The organism is Streptomyces sp. NBC_00873, assembly GCF_045207415.1.
Classification (GTDB): domain Bacteria; phylum Actinomycetota; class Actinomycetes; order Streptomycetales; family Streptomycetaceae; genus Streptomyces.
Window position 1 is genome coordinate 762185 of the sequence record NZ_CP108803.1, and the last position, 15899, is coordinate 778083.

The 15899-nt window shown below is 68.5% G+C and carries 12 protein-coding genes; 6 read left to right on the plus strand and 6 right to left on the minus strand.

Features of this window, described 5'->3' with window-relative positions; translation table 11 throughout:
- Nucleotides 1-638 precede the first annotated feature (638 nt).
- Entirely contained in the window at nt 639-1613 is a 975-nt protein-coding gene (locus OH809_RS03645; protein WP_406424068.1) for an alpha/beta fold hydrolase, read from the plus strand.
- Nucleotides 1614-1838: 225 nt separating this feature from the next.
- On the opposite strand, the gene OH809_RS03650 is transcribed toward OH809_RS03645, so the two are convergent.
- Entirely contained in the window at nt 1839-2981 is a 1143-nt protein-coding gene (locus tag OH809_RS03650) for an alpha/beta hydrolase (RefSeq protein ID WP_406425396.1), read from the minus strand.
- 308 nt (nt 2982-3289) lie between these two features.
- On the minus strand, nt 3290-4861 hold the full coding sequence (locus OH809_RS03655; RefSeq protein WP_406425394.1) for a N,N-dimethylformamidase beta subunit family domain-containing protein: 1572 nt from the start codon (nt 4859-4861) through the stop codon (nt 3290-3292).
- 198 nt (nt 4862-5059) lie between these two features.
- On the opposite strand from OH809_RS03655, the gene OH809_RS03660 reads away from it, so the two are divergent.
- From OH809_RS03660 to OH809_RS03670, 3 genes are all read left to right on the plus strand, one after another.
- Nucleotides 5060-5263: a hypothetical protein gene (locus OH809_RS03660; RefSeq protein WP_406424066.1), complete on the plus strand. Its 204-nt coding sequence runs from the start codon at nt 5060-5062 to the stop codon at nt 5261-5263.
- 136 nt (nt 5264-5399) lie between these two features.
- Nucleotides 5400-7130 (plus strand): cytochrome c oxidase subunit I, encoded by a 1731-nt coding sequence (gene ctaD / locus OH809_RS03665; protein WP_406424065.1) that lies wholly within the window; start codon nt 5400-5402, stop codon nt 7128-7130.
- A gap of 39 nt (nt 7131-7169) precedes the next feature.
- Entirely contained in the window at nt 7170-7499 is a 330-nt protein-coding gene (locus OH809_RS03670; protein ID WP_406424063.1) for a hypothetical protein, read from the plus strand.
- A gap of 129 nt (nt 7500-7628) precedes the next feature.
- Here the strand turns inward: OH809_RS03670 and lpdA are convergent, their stop codons facing one another.
- Entirely contained in the window at nt 7629-9041 is a 1413-nt protein-coding gene (gene lpdA / locus OH809_RS03675) for a dihydrolipoyl dehydrogenase (RefSeq protein ID WP_406424061.1), read from the minus strand.
- Here lpdA and OH809_RS03680 point away from each other — a divergent pair.
- Nucleotides 9040-9321 carry a hypothetical protein gene (locus tag OH809_RS03680; RefSeq protein ID WP_406514836.1) on the plus strand — a complete coding sequence of 94 codons (282 nt, stop codon included), beginning with the start codon at nt 9040-9042 and terminating at the stop codon, nt 9319-9321. The two genes, lpdA and OH809_RS03680, sit on opposite strands and share 2 nt — an antisense overlap.
- Before the next feature lie 734 nt (nt 9322-10055).
- Here the strand turns inward: OH809_RS03680 and OH809_RS03685 are convergent.
- Genes OH809_RS03685 through OH809_RS03695 form a run of 3 tightly spaced genes read right to left on the minus strand, consistent with a single transcriptional unit; the run spans nt 10056 to nt 12883 of the window.
- Entirely contained in the window at nt 10056-11282 is a 1227-nt protein-coding gene (locus OH809_RS03685; protein WP_406424060.1) for a cytochrome P450, read from the minus strand.
- A gap of 12 nt (nt 11283-11294) precedes the next feature.
- A complete protein-coding gene (locus OH809_RS03690) occupies nt 11295-12677 on the minus strand; it encodes an NAD(P)/FAD-dependent oxidoreductase (RefSeq protein WP_406424058.1) in 1383 nt (460 codons plus the stop codon).
- Nucleotides 12674-12883: a ferredoxin gene (locus tag OH809_RS03695; protein ID WP_406424056.1), complete on the minus strand. Its 210-nt coding sequence runs from the start codon at nt 12881-12883 to the stop codon at nt 12674-12676. Before OH809_RS03695 ends, OH809_RS03690 begins: the two co-directional genes overlap by 4 nt.
- A gap of 758 nt (nt 12884-13641) precedes the next feature.
- Between OH809_RS03695 and tkt the strand changes: the two genes are divergently transcribed.
- Nucleotides 13642-15825: a transketolase gene (gene tkt / locus OH809_RS03700; protein ID WP_406424054.1), complete on the plus strand. Its 2184-nt coding sequence runs from the start codon at nt 13642-13644 to the stop codon at nt 15823-15825.
- The last annotated feature ends 74 nt before the right edge of the window (nt 15826-15899 follow it).

Consider the following 15899-nt stretch of genomic DNA (forward strand, 5'->3'; position numbering starts at 1 on the left):
GCAGAAACTGAGGCAGGGCCCGTGCCGTCCAGGGTGATGTCGGCGAGTTCGTTGGCGTTTGCATGCCGGTGCGGTTCACGGACTCCCAAGCCTGGCCGCTCGTTGGGGGTTCGTCGGACAACGATCCACTCAAATCCAATGCTGAGGCCCAGGTGGCGGAGCAAGCCATTCGGTGTATTTGCTGAGATGGTACGTACGTAAGGGCTGTCCCGTAGTCCCTGACGGGACACCCCTTGGCCGCGCCGGCTCATGAAGCAACGCGGCAGGGCTGAAAATGGGCCGTATCCGTACTGCGGAGTCGTGGCACGCATGGCGATGGTCAACGTCGGCCAGGAGAATGGCACTCCGATCGACATCTGTTGCGAGGACCACGGCGGCGGGGCCCCTGCCGCCGCACGAAGTCCACCACCATCTCGGGGACGTCCTCCACCGCGGGGAAACACCCCATGCGCTGGTACGACTTCAGCATCAGCAGCAGCGCCAGGAGATGCCTCAAGCAGGTCCTGGCATGCCTGGCGAGGCCAGCCCTTCACTCCGATGCCCCGCCCGTTTCACCCGGTTGGACAGCGCCGCCGGGCCCGGTGGCGCCAATGAGTGAACGCTGAGGTGCTGTTGACCTCAAGGGAAGCGAGAACGGGATGACCGCATGGGCGATCTCCGGCACACGGCGTCGAATACTGCGCGCACACATCACCGTCGCCGGATGTGCACTGGCCCTGTGCGCGTCAGCGGCGGCTCCGGCTGCCGCGGAAGGCGACACGACCGTCACGAAACCCACCGTGGTCCTGGTGCACGGCGCGTTCGCGGACGGCTCCAGCTGGAACGGGGTCATTTCACGCCTCGAGCGCAGCGGCTACACCGTCATCGCGCCCGCCAACCCGCTGCGCGGCCTGTACAGCGACTCGACCTACATCGCCTCGGTACTCGACAGCATCAAGGGCCCGGTCGTGCTGGTGGGCCACTCCTACGGCGGCTCCGTGATCAGCTCGGCCGCGGCCGGCAACCCCAGGGTGAAGTCGCTCGTGTACGTGTCGGCGCTGATGCCCGACGTGGGCGAGAGCGGCATGTCGCTGGCCGCGCGGTTCCCCACTGAACTGGGCACCGCCACCACGTCCGTCCCGTACCGGGAGAACGGCCGCAGCGGGACCGACTTGCACCTCAAGCGCGACAAGGTTCACCAGGTCTTCGCAGCCGACCTACCGGTGAGCGAGGCGAATCTGCTGGCGGCCACCCAGCGGCCCGCCGCTACGACCGCGTTCTCCGAGAAGGCCAAGGTCGCGGCCTGGAAGCACATCCCGTCCTGGACGCTCGTCGGCCGGCAGGACAAGACCATCAGCCCGGATCAGGAACGCTTCCAGGCGAAGCGCGCCGGTTCGCACACGGTGGAGATCAACTCCTCCCACGTGTCCTTGATCGCCCATCCCGCGGCGGTCGCCGACCTCATCCTCCAGGCAGCCGGAGCTCCCTCCTCCGCCCGGCCGTCCCGGGCGGTCGCCGGGTCCGCGAATGACGTCCGCGCCAAGGCCGCCCTCGCTGGTTTCGCGGGAGCGTCCCTGGCCGCCGGCGCAGGGGCCGTCCTCCTCGGCCGCCGGCTGCGACGCACCCGCCGCTGACGGCGGGCCGACACGGCGCACCCCTCACGCGTCCTCCCCTTCGAGGCCGACGAGCGGTAGCGAGCCGAGCCGTGCCCTGGCCCGGCTCGCAGGTTCAACCCAACAGTGCTGGGTCTCCGTCGTCGCCGCCGCGCTCACCGAGCTGACCGCCGCCCACGACGGCGTCCTCACCGCAGATGATCCACGCGCCCACCCGGGCGCCCCGGTCCGGCTCGTCCTCATCGGTCAGATGCCCTTCGCGGGAGCGACCCGGCCCGCGTAGCGCGACAGTTCGGCCGTCAGCCAGCGGAAGACCTGCGGCACCTGGCGCTTCCACAGCCCGATGGTGTGCGGCCCGCTCGCCTCGGCCACCACCACCCGTGTCGGGGGCGCTGCCGCCCGCCGCAGCGCGAGGCCGTCGCGGTAGCCGTCGTTGCGCCCGCCCGAGAGGTAGAGCGCGACGCGCGGCGGGGTGGTGGCGTGGCGCAGAATCCACAGCGGGTTGTTGACCCGCCGCAGCTCCGGATTCCCGCCCGTGAGCGAGACCCGCTCGGCGGCCGGGTCGTTGTAGCCGGAGAGGCCCACGGCGGCCCGGTACCGGTCGGGGTGGGCGAGCGCCATCTTCACGGCGCAGTGTGCCCCGGCCGAGTACCCGGCCACCGCCCAGCCACGCGCACGCCTCTGCGCGCGGAAGGTGTCGGTCACCATCTGCCGGACGTCCACACTCAGCCAGGACTCGGCGTCCACGACACCCGGCACATTGGCGCACCCCGTGTCCTGGCCCGCCAGCAGATTGGTGCGCGGCTCCACGAGAATGAACGGGGCGATCTCCCCGCTCCGCATCCCGGCCTCCAGCTGCGACTGCACCCGCAGGCTGCTGAACCACGCCTTCGCCGATCCGGGGAAGCCGCCGAGGAGCTCGACCACGGGGAACTTCCGGTGCCGGAAGGCCGGTTGGTTGTACTGGGGCGGCAGCCATACGTACACCTCGCCGCGCACCCCCGACACCCGACCGCTCAGCCGGGTGACGCGGACGCCCCGGCCCATCCGGGCGTCACGCGCTGGACTGAAGTCCTGGACGACCTTCGGCTCGTTCGCCGGTCGTTTGCGGTCCCCGAGTCCGTCGCGCCCGAGGTCGGGCGCGGCGACGATGTGGTGTCCGGTGCCGAGCAGGTCGGCCCAGCTGTCATACAGGCCGTTGGTGTTGTTGACCATCACGAAGACGCTCAGCACGGCCGACGCCTGGGCGAGGACGACCATCGCCAGGCGCACCGCGCCGCGCACCAGGGCGGGGCCGCGCACCCGGCCCCACAGCAGCAGGGGCAGCAGCACGGTGACCGCGGCCAGCGCGATCGTGGTCAGGGAGAAAGGTGTCCCCGTCAGGCTCATCACGCCTGGGAGGATGCCGTACGCACTGCGATGGTTACCCGCTTTTCCACCTTTTTACGTCGAACGCGAGAAACCGGGAACGCCGTGTTGACGCCAGGAACTGTCGGCCCGTGTCCTCCTGGCCCGGTCTCCGTGCGCGGGGCTCCGACGCGCCGGTGCGCTGCCGTCCCCGGACGAGTCGGCAGGCGGTGGCCCAGCGGGTCGGTTCGTGGCGGTTCGAGAGCTGGGCTTGCGCAGGCCGGATGGCCCCGACCGGATGCGGAGGACAACGAACGTCTGCGGAACGTCATCGGAGACGGCGGAGAAGTTCAGGGTGGCGGCGACGGGTAGAGGGTGCTCGCATTGTTCCGGGGCTTCGGCCTGTTCCTGCCGCACGGGCCCTCCGCGAACGCCCGGATCAGGTTCTCCGTCGTGCGGGTGACGAACCGCCCGGTGCGTGCGTCCATGCCATGGTTGCGTCCGTTGTCCTGAGTTCCGGCCATGAGGGCCTCGACCCATCGCATCGTCCCGGAAGCGAAGACGCCCGATCCGCTCGGCACGGTGTAGTACGCGGAGTCGGAATGGCTTGGCATGCCCTTGTAAAAAAGAGGGGAGTGCGCAAGGACCTCAAGCGGCGCCGGGGTGGGCATCCCCGGCGTGACCCGGTCGTACTCCACCCCGACCAGATGGTCGAAGGAGTCTCCGCTCCTGACCCCGGTCCCATCGAAGAGCCAGTGGTCGTCGGCATGGACCACATACGGAGCGTCGACCGGATAGCCCTCGTAAAGGACGCCGGTGAGGGAGGATTCGGGGTCGGCTCCGGGCGGCTGCCGGAAGTCGTGTGTCGGCATGGCCGGATGGTCAGTGAGGTACGGGTCTGCCCGGTAGTCCGATTTGTAACAGACCACTGTGCGTGCGTCGCCGGTGGGTCCCCGCTCCAGCCTGATCCGGCGGAAGCAGGCGTTTGCGCCGAGGAAGGCCACATTGGTACCGGAGTCACGCGCCCGGGTCACGTGGTCCCGTTGCTGTGGGCTCCAGTACTCGTCGTGGCCCAGGGAGAGCGCCGCGCTGGCGCCGTGAAGCACGGCGGGTTCGCGGTGGACGTCCACCCCCGTGGTGTAGGCGAGCGGAATTCCCAGCCGCTCCGCGAGAACGACTACCGCCCTCTCGTAGACCATGAACTTCTCGGCGCCGCTGCGGTCATAGGGCCGGTCGAAGCTGACAGCGAGCGACCGTGTCCCGTACGCACCGTCCTCGCCCTGATAGAGGCTGTATCCGCCCCAAGCGTTGTACGCCTGCCAGGTCGACGCCGCGTGCATCAGCACTGTCCTGCCCGCGCCGGACACCGAACGGACGATCAACGGCACATAGCGCTGGTGGCCGTTGTCTGCTTCCAGTCGGAGCAGGTACGCGCCCTCCGGCCAGCCGTCGGTGCGTACGCCGAGCGCGCGCTTCCAGTCGGCCCGCACTGTACGAGTGGCCTCCAGCAGCCGGGGCCGCGCCTGGACCGAGCCGGCGATACGGCGCGAACGCCACACCAGGCGCGCCTGGTGTCCCCCGTACCAGCCGACCCGGTAAGCCGAGACCCGGAAGCCGGAAGCGGTCGTGGAGACGTACAGACCGAACTCCTCGCCCGGCAGCACGCTGACTCTGTCGGTATATCCCTGGACGGCCTCGGGCGTTCCCTCCGAACGGATACGCCAGTCGGGGTTTCCCGCGCGGGTCCGCTCACCGTCCCCGGTGGACGGGGTGGAACCGGGCGGGGTGGTCGCGGTGCGGGGCCCCTTCGCAACGGAGGAGCGGCAGCCGGCCGCCATCGCACCAGCCACGGCAACAGCGAGGAAATGCCTACGCTCCAGACGACCGAGCACCCCGGCCTCCTGCCTCTCGGCCCGCTCCATGTCATCCGCCAAGTGTTCCCGCCGCGACACCGTCGCGGCCCATCGTCACCCGGCACGCGCTCGCGGTCGAGCCGAATCGGGCGCACGGGTCAGCGCCCGTGGTGAGCCCCACCATGCGCAGGGCCGCCTGTGACCGAGGGGGTGCGGACAGGCGCATCACGACATGTGGTGCGCCCGCGATGCTCCTACGGTGGAGGCATGCGGGTGCTGGTGGTCGAGGACGATGTCCGCACGGCGGAGCTGCTGCGGCGCGGGCTGACCGAGGAGGGGTACGCGGTCGACGTGGCCGCGGACGGTCCGGACGCTGTCTGGCAGGCCGCCGAGGTATACGGCTTTGGCGGGGCACTTCCTGAACAGGAAAACAAATTCGCTCTTCTGTTCACCCCAACCCTGGGCATATGAAAGCGCAATCACCCCGGGTGCGGCCCTGATCTCTACTCCGATCAGCCGAATGCCCAGCGGCTCATTTCGTCAGCCGTGACCCTCTCGCCTACAGTGCCAGCGTGGCCGGTATGCCGTCGGCCGAAGGAGAGTTGAAGTGGCGAACAGGGTCACCGTCGGACCGGCTGATTCCGACGATTCATACGAGGACGAACTGCCGGCAAAGCAAAAGCTGCCGGGCAGCATCGTCGTGAAATGGGCGACTACCACCGATCACAAGACGATCGGCACGATGTACCTGGTCACGTCGTTCGCGTTCTTCGTCATCGGCGGTGTGCTGGCGCTCTTGATGCGCGCCGAGCTGGCCCGTCCCGGCACGCAGATCATGTCGAACGAGCAGTTCAACCAGGCGTTCACGATGCACGGCACGATCATGCTGCTGATGTTCGCGACGCCGCTGTTCGCCGGGTTCGCGAACTGGATCATGCCGCTGCAGATCGGCGCGCCCGACGTGGCGTTCCCGCGGCTGAACATGTTCGCGTACTGGTTGTACCTCTTCGGCTCGATCATCGCCGTCAGCGGCTTCCTCACCCCGCAGGGTGCGGCCGACTTCGGCTGGTTCGCCTACTCCCCGCTCACGGACGCCGTCCGTTCGCCGGGCATCGGCGGCGACCTGTGGATCATGGGTCTGGCCCTCTCCGGCTTCGGCACGATCCTCGGTTCGGTCAACTTCATCACCACGATCATCTGCATGCGCGCACCCGGCATGACGATGTTCCGGATGCCTATCTTCGTGTGGAACGTCCTGCTGACCGCCGTGCTGGTCCTGCTGGCCTTCCCGGTGCTCGCCGCCGCGCTCCTCGCGCTGGAGGCGGACCGCAAGTTCGGTGCGCATGTGTTCGACGCGGCCAATGGCGGCCCGCTGCTCTGGCAACACCTCTTCTGGTTCTTCGGCCATCCAGAGGTGTACATCATCGCGTTGCCGTTCTTCGGGATCGTTTCCGAAATCATTCCCGTCTTCAGCCGCAAACCGATTTTCGGCTATGTCGGTCTGATCTCCGCGACAATTGCCATCGCAGGCCTGTCGGTGACCGTATGGGCGCACCACATGTACGTCACCGGCGGTGTGCTGTTGCCGTTCTTTTCCTTCATGACGTTCCTGATCGCCGTTCCGACCGGGGTGAAGTTCTTCAACTGGATCGGCACGCTGTGGGGCGGTTCGCTGTCCTTCGAGACTCCGATGCTCTGGTCCATCGGCTTTCTGGTGACCTTCCTCTTCGGCGGTCTGACCGGCGCCATCCTGGCCTCGCCGCCGTTGGACTTCCATGTCTCGGACTCGTACTTCGTCGTCGCGCACTTCCACTACGTGGTGTTCGGCACCGTGGTCTTCGCGATGTTCGCCGGATTCCACTTCTGGTGGCCGAAGTTCACCGGCAAGATGCTGGACGAGCGGCTCGGCAAGATGTCGTTCTGGACGCTGTTCGTGGGCTTCCACGGCACGTTCCTGGTGCAGCACTGGCTCGGCGCGGAGGGCATGCCGCGTCGTTACGCGGACTACCTCGCCGCCGACGGCTTCACCGCGCTGAACACGATCTCGACGATCTCCTCGTTCCTGCTCGGACTGTCGATGCTGCCGTTCCTCTACAACGTGTGGAGGACCGCCAAGTACGGGAAACCGGTTGCGGTCGACGATCCGTGGGGTTACGGCCGTTCGCTGGAGTGGGCGACGTCGTGCCCGCCGCCGCGGCACAACTTCCTCACGCTGCCACGGATCCGCTCCGAATCCCCGGCATTCGACCTCCATCACCCGGAGATCAGCACCATCGAGGAGATCGACAGACATCCGGCCGCCTCGGCGACAGCGGCGCCGGGGGACGAACAGCAGTGAGGACACGTGCCGGAGGACAGCGTGTTCCTAGGGGCTGATATGGAGGACGACGGTCCGCTCGCTCGGCTCGACGACTACCTCCTGTCGAGTGCCGAGGACGAGGAGGCGCGCCGCCGGGCCGTCCGCTTCGCTGAGCGGCTGCCCCAGCTGACGGCTGCTCAGCGGGCCGACGTCGAACGTGCCTTCGCTGCCGACTGGACTGCCGCTTCGCGGGCGATCGAAGCCCGGGTCTCCGCTCGGTCGGCCGAACTCGTCATCGAGTACGCCACCCGCTACCGATTTCTCAGAACGCGCTGTCTGTTGGCCGTCACAGCCGGCATCGGTGTGGTGACCGGCGTCCTCGGCGTTGCCCTGCTCGTCGCCCGCTGACGTCCGTCCTCCCCTCGCATCAGCGGAGAAGAGCCGAACCCGCTGACAGGTCCCCCGGTTTCATGGCCTGCCCCGGCCCCCGGGAACGCAGCCGACGGAGTCCGGGGGCAAACGTGGGGCGCCGCTCTCTCACATGTTGATCATGTGCCCGGCGAGTCCGTGCACGGCCTCCTTGACCGCCTCGCCGAGCGTCGGGTGGGCGTGGACGTTGCGAGCGACCTCGTGGACCGTCAGGTCCCACTGCTGGGCCAAGGTGAGCTCCGGCAGCAGTTCGGTGACGTCCGGGCCGACGAGGTGGGCGCCGATGATCTCGCCGTACTTCGCGTCACTGATCAGCTTCACGAAGCCGGTCGTGTCGCCCAGGCCGTGCGCCTTGCCGTTCGCGGTGAAGGGGAACTTGGCCACCTTGACATCGAAGCCCTTCTCGCACGCCTGCGCCTCTGTCCAGCCGAAGCTCGCGATCTGCGGCTGGCAGTAGGTGGCGCGCGGGATCATCGGGTAGTCGAGCTCCATGGTCTCGGCTCCCGCGATGGTCTCGGCCGCGACCACGCCCATCGCCTCGGCGGCGTGCGCGAGCATCAGCTTCGCGGTGACGTCGCCGATCGCGTAGATGTGCGGAACGGATGTGCGACAGCGGCCGTCGACATCGATCGCGCCGCGCTCGGTGATGCGTACGCCCGTGCTCTCCAGACCGTAGTCGGTGACGTTCGGTGTGAAGCCGATCGCCTGCAGAACCTTGTCGGCCTCCAGGATCTGCTGGGCGCCGTCCTTGCCGGTGACCGTGACGCGAACCTGCGGGCCGGACTCGTCGATCGAATCGACGCGGGTGGAGGTGAGCACACCAATGCCCAACTTCCGGTACTGCCGAGCCAGTTCGGCAGAGACGTCCGCGTCCTCGAGCGGCGCCATCCGGTCCAGGAACTCAACGACGGTGACCTCGACGCCGTAGTTGTGCAGGACATACGCGAATTCGACGCCGATGGCGCCGGCGCCCGCGATCAGAATGGACTGCGGCAGGTCCTCGGCAAGGATCTGCTCTTCGTACGTCACCACGCGTGAGGTGCGGCGGGTCCCCGGCAGCAGCTTCGGAGTCGCTCCGGCCGCGATGATGCAGTGGTCGAAGCTGATCGTCCGGGTCGAGCCGTCGAAGAGGGCCACGTCGAGCGTGTGCGAGTCCACAAACGTGCCACGGCCGCTGATCTCCGTGATCCCGTTCTTCTTCATCAGGTAGTGGACGCCCTTGACCCGGCCGTCCGCGACACGGCGACTGCGCCGGAACGCCTCGCCGTAGTCGAAGGACACCTGCCCTTCGACCTTGATGCCGAAGGTCTTGGCCTCGCGTGTGACGATGTGCGCCAGTTCGGCGTTGCGCAGCAAGGCCTTGGTGGGGATGCAACCGACATTCAGACAGACGCCGCCCCAGTATTTGGCCTCGACGACGGCGACGCGCTTGCCCAGCTGGGCGGCGCGAATGGCGGCGACATATCCGCCTGGGCCTGCTCCGAGTACGACGACGTCGAAGCGCTCACCCTGCTCATCCATGGAAATTTCCTTTCTGATGAGGATCGGCCCGGCCTCCGTTGAAAGCCGGCTCATCCTGGTCGAACAGCCTGTGCACCCAGCTCGGCGGCTGCAGTTTCCGACACCCGTCCGCGGCAGGAATATCACCCGGAAGGCAATGCGGGCAATCGCGTGGCCGGTCACCTCGTCGATCGCCTTTCCGTCTCCCGCAGCATGCTCCATCAGCCACCAGGGCGCGCTCCAGCCCGCACGCCGCTATCGCGAGCTGACCTCTTTGGCCCTTCCCTCGGTCGGCTCCTGAAGCCGGGGGGCAGCGGCCGACTCGGCGTGGGGACCCTTCAAGAATGGCCGAATCATCCGGTTCCACGGCATGGTCACGGTTCTCCGTATCCGACTTCGGCTCGGTCCTGACCCATGGCTGATCGCGGCGAGTCCACCGCCGCTCATGATGGGCCCCTGCCAACGCCATCGACCGGGCTCGACGGGTTCTGCGGATACCGACACGGCCGGCCCGCGACGTGTGTTGCCAGTGCCGTGACCGGCAATGTCTGCCCCATGAGGAGCGTCGTCCAGTGCGTGCGATCGCAAGGCGGCCGGAAGCCCCCCAGTGGGGTCTCCCCTGCTCGAACGCAGTTGAGAGCTTGGGGAAGGGGCCACCAGGGCTTTTGGCCAACGCGGCGAGCGGGCGTGGTGGGCGGTGCGACGGGACAAAGCTTGCCGGGAGGGGTACTGGCTGCACCACCGTCCGCAGCCGGCCGCCCCGAATCCCGTCGTATCGCGCACGGAGTCAGCCGGATAATGTGATCACCGGGCGACAACGGCAGTACAACAAGGGGGCGAAGACAGTGGCCGAGGGTGGGGCAGTGACCGGGGCACTCAGGTGTCGCGGCGTGTGTCCGTTGCGGGCGTCCGGTGTTTCGCGGCGCCACTGCGTCGAAGGACGGCACTGAGCGCCGACGGCCCTCGCCCGTCGGGCGGCGTCCCCGTCGCGCCGGATTCGGCAGAGGCAGCGGCCGGTCGGGCGCGACCGGCGGCCTACGCTCCTGCGGCGCGCTCGATCAGGAGATGGCGGGGACCTCGCAGCACGGGGCTGCGCCGGTACGGAGGCGGGTCCTCGACCAGACGGAGGTCGTCGAGGTGGCGGAGGAGGGCGTCGAACGCGACCTGCGCCTCGATACGGGCGAGCGGGGCGCCGAAGCAGTTGTGGATGCCGCTGCCGAAGCCGAAGTGCTGATTGTCCTCGCGCATCGGGTCGAACCGGTCGGGGTCATGGAATCGCAGGGGGTCCCGGTTGCCGGAAGCCAGCACGAGGATCAGGGGTGCGCCCTTGGGAACGGTGATGCCCGCGACGTCGATATCGGTGAGCGGTGAGCGCTGTGGCAGAAAGTGGACGGGGGGCTCGTAGCGCAGCAGTTCCTCCACCGCCCTCGGCATGAGTTCGGGCGCGGCGCGCAGCTGCTCCAGGATGTCGGGGTGACGCAGCAGGGTGAGCATCCCGTTGGTGATCAGGTTGACGGTCGTCTCGTGACCGGCGATGAGCAGCAGGACCGCTGTGGCCATCAGTTCCGGATGTGTGAGGCGCCCTTCGGGGCCTTCGTCATTGGCCAGGGCGGAGAGCAGGTCCCCGGACGGGTGGCCGCGCCGCTCTTCGGCGAGTCCGCCCAGATAGTGCGCCATCGCCATCCGTGCCTCCTGGGCCGACCGCCGACGCTGCTCCGGGTCGTCCCCGGGCGTGGGGTCGAAACCGGCGATGATCGCGTTCGTCCAGGCGCGGACACGGGGCACATCCTCCTGGGGCACGCCCAGGAGCCGACAGATCACGGTGACGGGGAGCGGGTAGGCGAAATCGTCGACGAGGTCGATCCGGTCCTTGTCCTGGAACGAGCGGATCAGTTCCTCGGCGATCCGGGTGATGTCGCCGTGCAGGGCGTCGATCCGTCCCGGGGAGTGCGGCGGACCGAAGGGGCGCATGGCGATGCGGCGGAGCCGGTCGTGTTCGGGGTCGTCGACACCGATGAAGGCCGGCGGCAGTTCGTCCGACCTGGCCAGAGCCGCGTCCGGGTCCGGGTCCTTACGGTTACGGAGGTCCGAGCTGATCCGTGGGTCATGAAGCAGAGCGGCGATCTCATGGTAAGTGCCCACCAGGTAGCTGCCGTTGTCCTGTCGTACCACCCCGCTCTCGCGCAGTTCCGCGTAGAGCGGATACGGGTCGGCGCGGTTCGCGTAATCGGTGATGCGCTCAAAGAGAGTGTCCGGGGGCATGCGTGGGGCTCCTCATCGACGGTGGGTGGCGGTCGGGGACGGTTCGTGCCGCACCAGAGTCAGGTGCCTGTCCGGCAGATGACCGGTGAGAGCCACGGTCGGGCCGTGCGAGAGCAGCTGTGGGGACGGGACGTCGGAGGGGACGGGATCGTCCGAACCGGGCCGGTCGGCGGCACCGGGCGCGGGGGGAAACGGTGCCGCCGTCTCGATGAGGTACTGGTAGTACTCCAGCCACTTGGCGCGGTTCACACTGACCGCCGCGGTGATGCGCCCCCGGTAGCCGTAGACGGCGACGAAGCGACCCTCGCGCAACGAGCCCTGGGCGATGACCACTTGGTCGGAGAAGGTCGGTACGCCCACGGACTTGATGTTCACGCCGAACTGGCTGGACCAGAAGGCGGGCACGGTCAGGTGCGGGCGCCTGCGTGGCCCCGGGTTGATCATGTTGTGGGCCGCCACCTCGGCCTGCGCAACCGCATTGCCCCAGTGTTCGAGGGAGAGCATCTGGTATTCGAAGAGCGGGTGCGGGAAGCGTGCCACGTCTCCGGCGACGAAGACATCGTCGGTGACGATCCCGTACATGTCGAAGGCTCGGCACCCCGCGTCGCACGCGACGCCTCGGGGGCCCGCGGCCAGGCCTGATCCGTCAAGCCATTCGGTGTTGCGGAGGGCGCCCAGAGCGACCACGGCGACATCGGCGTCGATCCGGCCGCCGTCGGAGAATTCGGCGCCGGTGAGCCGGCCGTTGCCGCCCTTCAGCGCGGTGACGGTCACGCCGCAGCGCAGGTCGACTCCGTGCGCGCGTTGCAGCTTCCCGGCATGGGTTCCGAGTGTCCCGCCGAGCGCGCCGACGAGGGGCGAGGGTCCGCGTTCGGCGACCGTTACGGCGAGACCGCGCTCCCGGCAGGCGGAGGCGATCTCCGAGCCGATGAATCCGGCGCCGATCACCAGCACCCTGCGCGGTCCGGCGTCGAGGCGTTCGGCGAGGCGGGCCGCATCGTCGATCGTACGCAGGGTGAGTACGCCGTCCAGGCGGGCTTCGTCGGCGTTCGGCCAGGGTCGGGCCCGGGTTCCGGTGGCGATCAGCAGCCGGTCGTAGGCGAGTTGTTCACCGTCGGCGAGGATCACCCGCTTCTCGATCGGGTCGACGCCAACGGCACGTACACCGAGCTTCCACCGGGCGTCCACCGCACGACGGCTCGGCAGCGCGACGTCCTGCGCGCGCACCCGCCCGAGCAGCACCTGCTTGGACAGTGGTGGTCTGTCGTACGGGGAGTGCGGCTCCTCCCCGACCAGGGTCAGCGATCCCGCGAAGCCTTCCTCGCGCAGCGTCTCGGCGGCGCGCAGACCGGCCAGCGACGCGCCAACGACGACGATCCGGCCCTCGCCGATCACGAGGTGCCGAGGCCTGCCGGCTCGCCGACCAGGATGGCCTGTACCGGACAGGCCGCCGCCGCGCGTCGGACGCGCTCATGCTGATCGTCGGGCACGTTCGGCCTGAACATCAGGGCCTCCTCGCCATGTAGTTCGAACACCTGGGGAGCGAGAAACACGCACTGCGCATAACCCTGGCACCGATTGAGGTCGACAACGATCTGCATTCGGGTCCACTCCTCCGTGCCACCGTTATCCCTGTCCTATTACCTGCCGGGGTGTGACGCCAACGATGCTGGGCCGTGCGGGTTCGCACCGGCCGACCGATCAGGAAAGGCAGCGACTGCAGCAGACCGTGCGCCAGAGGTGCACCGGTTCGATGCGCCAACGGCGCACGACCACGCTGTCGGCCCGCACACCGCCCGTCGGGCCGGCGCTGCGGTGTCCGAGGGAGTCATCGGCCCAGCCCATCGGTTCGCCGGCCTTCCGCCGGGAGACGTCCGTCAACGGCATGTCGCGGCATTCAGCCACGGCGACGCCTGTTGATAATGACGCGTCACGGCAGAGCGGCGATGGGAGCCCGATGCGGGGCCGACGACTGCGCATCGGACTGCTGGTGCCCCTGCTCGGAGCAGTGAGCGCATGCGGCCGTACCGGCGAGCTCAGCGAGGACGCTTCAGCCCGTGCCAGGGGTTCGGGCGGTTCCTGGCTGCCGCGGGCGGGCGCACGGCCTTTGCGTCGGCGCGGCTCACCTGAATCCAAGCCTGCGGGCGCTGCGCATCGGTCGACCGGCATCGAGGACCGACTGCCTCTCCCTCTCATCCGGGGCCATCAGAAATCCCGCCGCACGACGTCGATCTCCGGTGAAAGCAGCCGGGGCGGGGCCGTTACCTCCCCCGTAAGCGCGGATACGCGGGCCAGCGGTGTGGCGCTGGGCAGACCGAGGCGCCCAAAAGGTCGTCGAAGCAACCAGAAAGGCAGTGCCATGGATGAGCGACAGGAAGCCACCGGAATGTTTGCGGGTCGTGATGCGAAGCTCGCACTTCCGGTCGCGGACACGGTGGGCTGGGGTCCGCTGGATGTACGAGCGGTGGACACCGTACGCGTTCTGGCCGCTGACGCGGTCCAGAAGGTGGGAAACGGTCATCCGGGAACGGCGATGAGCCTGGCCCCGCTGGCCTATCTGCTGTTCCAGCAGGTCATGCGCCACGACCCTGCCGATGACCAATGGCTGGGGCGCGATCGATTCGTGCTCTCCTGCGGGCACTCAAGTCTCACTCTGTACATCCAGCTGTACCTCAGCGGGTACGGACTGGAGCTGCAGGATCTCGAGCAGCTCCGTACCTGGGGCTCCGCAACGCCGGGGCATCCGGAATACCGCCACAGCCGGGGTGTGGAGGTCACCACGGGACCGCTGGGCCAAGGGCTGGCCGCCGCGGTGGGGATGGCGCTGGCGGCACGGCGCGAGCGCGGGCTGCTGGATCCCGACGCCCCGCCGGGTGAGAGCCCATTCGACCATCACGTGTACGTCGTCGCCTCGGACGGCGACCTCATGGAAGGAGTCACATCGGAGGCGAGTTCGCTCGCCGGGCACCAGGAACTGGGCAATCTGGTCGTCTTCTACGACTCCAACCACATCTCGATCGAGGACGACACCGAGATCTCGTTCAGCGAGGATGTCGCCGCGCGCTACTCCGCGTACGGATGGCAGGTGCAGACAGTCGACTTCACACTCACGGGCTCCTATGTCGAGGACGTCGACGCCCTCTCGGCGGCGATCACGGCCGCCAAGCAGGACACTTCGCGGCCGTCCATGATCGTGCTGCGTACGGTCATCGGCTGGCCCGCCCCCACGAAGCAGAACACCGGAAAGGCCCATGGCGCAGCGCTCGGTGACGAAGAAGTCGCCGCCACCAAGGCCTTGCTGGGCTTCGACCCGGGTCGGAGCTTCGTCGTGGAGGATGAAGTCCTGGCCCACGTCAGGAAGGTGCGGGAGCGGGGCGCTGCCGCCCGTCGCCAGTGGGAGAGCGTGTATGAGAGGTGGCGCGCTGCCCATCCTGACCGGGCCGCGCTGCTTGACCGGTTGCGCGACCGGCGTCTGCCCGACGGCTGGGCCGACAAGCTGCCGACTTTCCCCGCCGACCCTGCCGGAATGGCCACCCGCAAGGCATCCGGCGAGGTACTGACGGCGCTGGCGCCCGTCCTGCCCGAGCTGTGGGGTGGGTCCGCCGATCTTGCGGGGAGCAATAACACCACGATGAAGGGGGAACCCTCCTTCATCCCGGTCGCCAAGCAGACGTCCGAGTGGCAGGGCAATCCCTATGGGCGGACGTTGCACTTCGGCATCCGTGAGCACGCCATGGCCGCAATCCTCAACGGCATCGCGTTGCAGAGTCTGACACGTCCCTACGGCGGCACATTCCTCGTCTTCAGCGACTACATGCGTCCGGCTGTCCGTCTGGCAGCGCTCATGCGCCTCCCGGCCACCTACGTCTGGACGCATGACTCCATCGGTTTGGGCGAGGACGGGCCCACCCATCAGCCCGTCGAGCACCTGGCCGCGCTACGCGCGATTCCTGGCCTCGACGTCGTACGGCCGGCCGATGCGAACGAGACCACCGTCTGCTGGCGCACCATCATCGAGCATCAGGACAGGCCCGCCGGTCTCGTGCTCACCCGGCAGCCGCTGCCCGTCCTGGAACGGGGCGCCGACACCCATGCCCCGGCCGAGGAAGCGGCCCGCGGCGCGTACGTCCTCGTGGACCGTGCCGACGGGCAGCCCGACGTCGTCCTTGTCGCGACCGGCTCGGAGGTGCACATCGCCCTGCAGGCGCGTGACCTGCTGGCTGCCGACGGGTACGAGGCACGCGTGGTGTCCATGCCGTGCCGGGAGTGGTTCCACGCTCAGCCCTCTGCCTATCAGAACGCGGTACTGCCGCCCGCTGTGCGCGCCCGCGTGAGCGTCGAGGCGGCCGTTGGTCAGGGCTGGCGCGACATCGTGGGCGACGCCGGCCACATCGTCGGTCTGGAGCACTTCGGCGCCTCCGCCGACTATCAGCGCCTCTACCGGGAATTCGACATCACGCCGCAGGCTGTGGTTGCTGCAGCCCTCAGCAGCATCCGTGCGGCCTCCGGCACGGTGAAGCCAGGCGGAGAGCGGCCCGCCTAGACCTCCTGGACGCGGGGCCTCCTGGACGCCGTGACCGCGGTCTCTCCCGGCTGACGACCACCTGCCGGAGGGCA

Coding starts and splice junctions, on each gene's coding strand:
- OH809_RS03645 (WP_406424068.1), top strand. CDS start 639: ATGACCGCATGGGCGATCTCCGGCACACGGCGTCGAATACTGCGCGCA.
- OH809_RS03650 (WP_406425396.1), bottom strand. CDS start 2,981: ATGAGCCTGACGGGGACACCTTTCTCCCTGACCACGATCGCGCTGGCC.
- OH809_RS03655 (WP_406425394.1), bottom strand. CDS start 4,861: ATGGAGCGGGCCGAGAGGCAGGAGGCCGGGGTGCTCGGTCGTCTGGAG.
- OH809_RS03660 (WP_406424066.1), top strand. CDS start 5,060: ATGCGGGTGCTGGTGGTCGAGGACGATGTCCGCACGGCGGAGCTGCTG.
- OH809_RS03670 (WP_406424063.1), top strand. CDS start 7,170: ATGGAGGACGACGGTCCGCTCGCTCGGCTCGACGACTACCTCCTGTCG.
- OH809_RS03680 (WP_406514836.1), top strand. CDS start 9,040: ATGGAAATTTCCTTTCTGATGAGGATCGGCCCGGCCTCCGTTGAAAGC.
- lpdA (WP_406424061.1), bottom strand. CDS start 9,041: ATGGATGAGCAGGGTGAGCGCTTCGACGTCGTCGTACTCGGAGCAGGC.
- OH809_RS03685 (WP_406424060.1), bottom strand. CDS start 11,282: ATGCCCCCGGACACTCTCTTTGAGCGCATCACCGATTACGCGAACCGC.
- OH809_RS03695 (WP_406424056.1), bottom strand. CDS start 12,883: ATGCAGATCGTTGTCGACCTCAATCGGTGCCAGGGTTATGCGCAGTGC.
- tkt (WP_406424054.1), top strand. CDS start 13,642: ATGGATGAGCGACAGGAAGCCACCGGAATGTTTGCGGGTCGTGATGCG.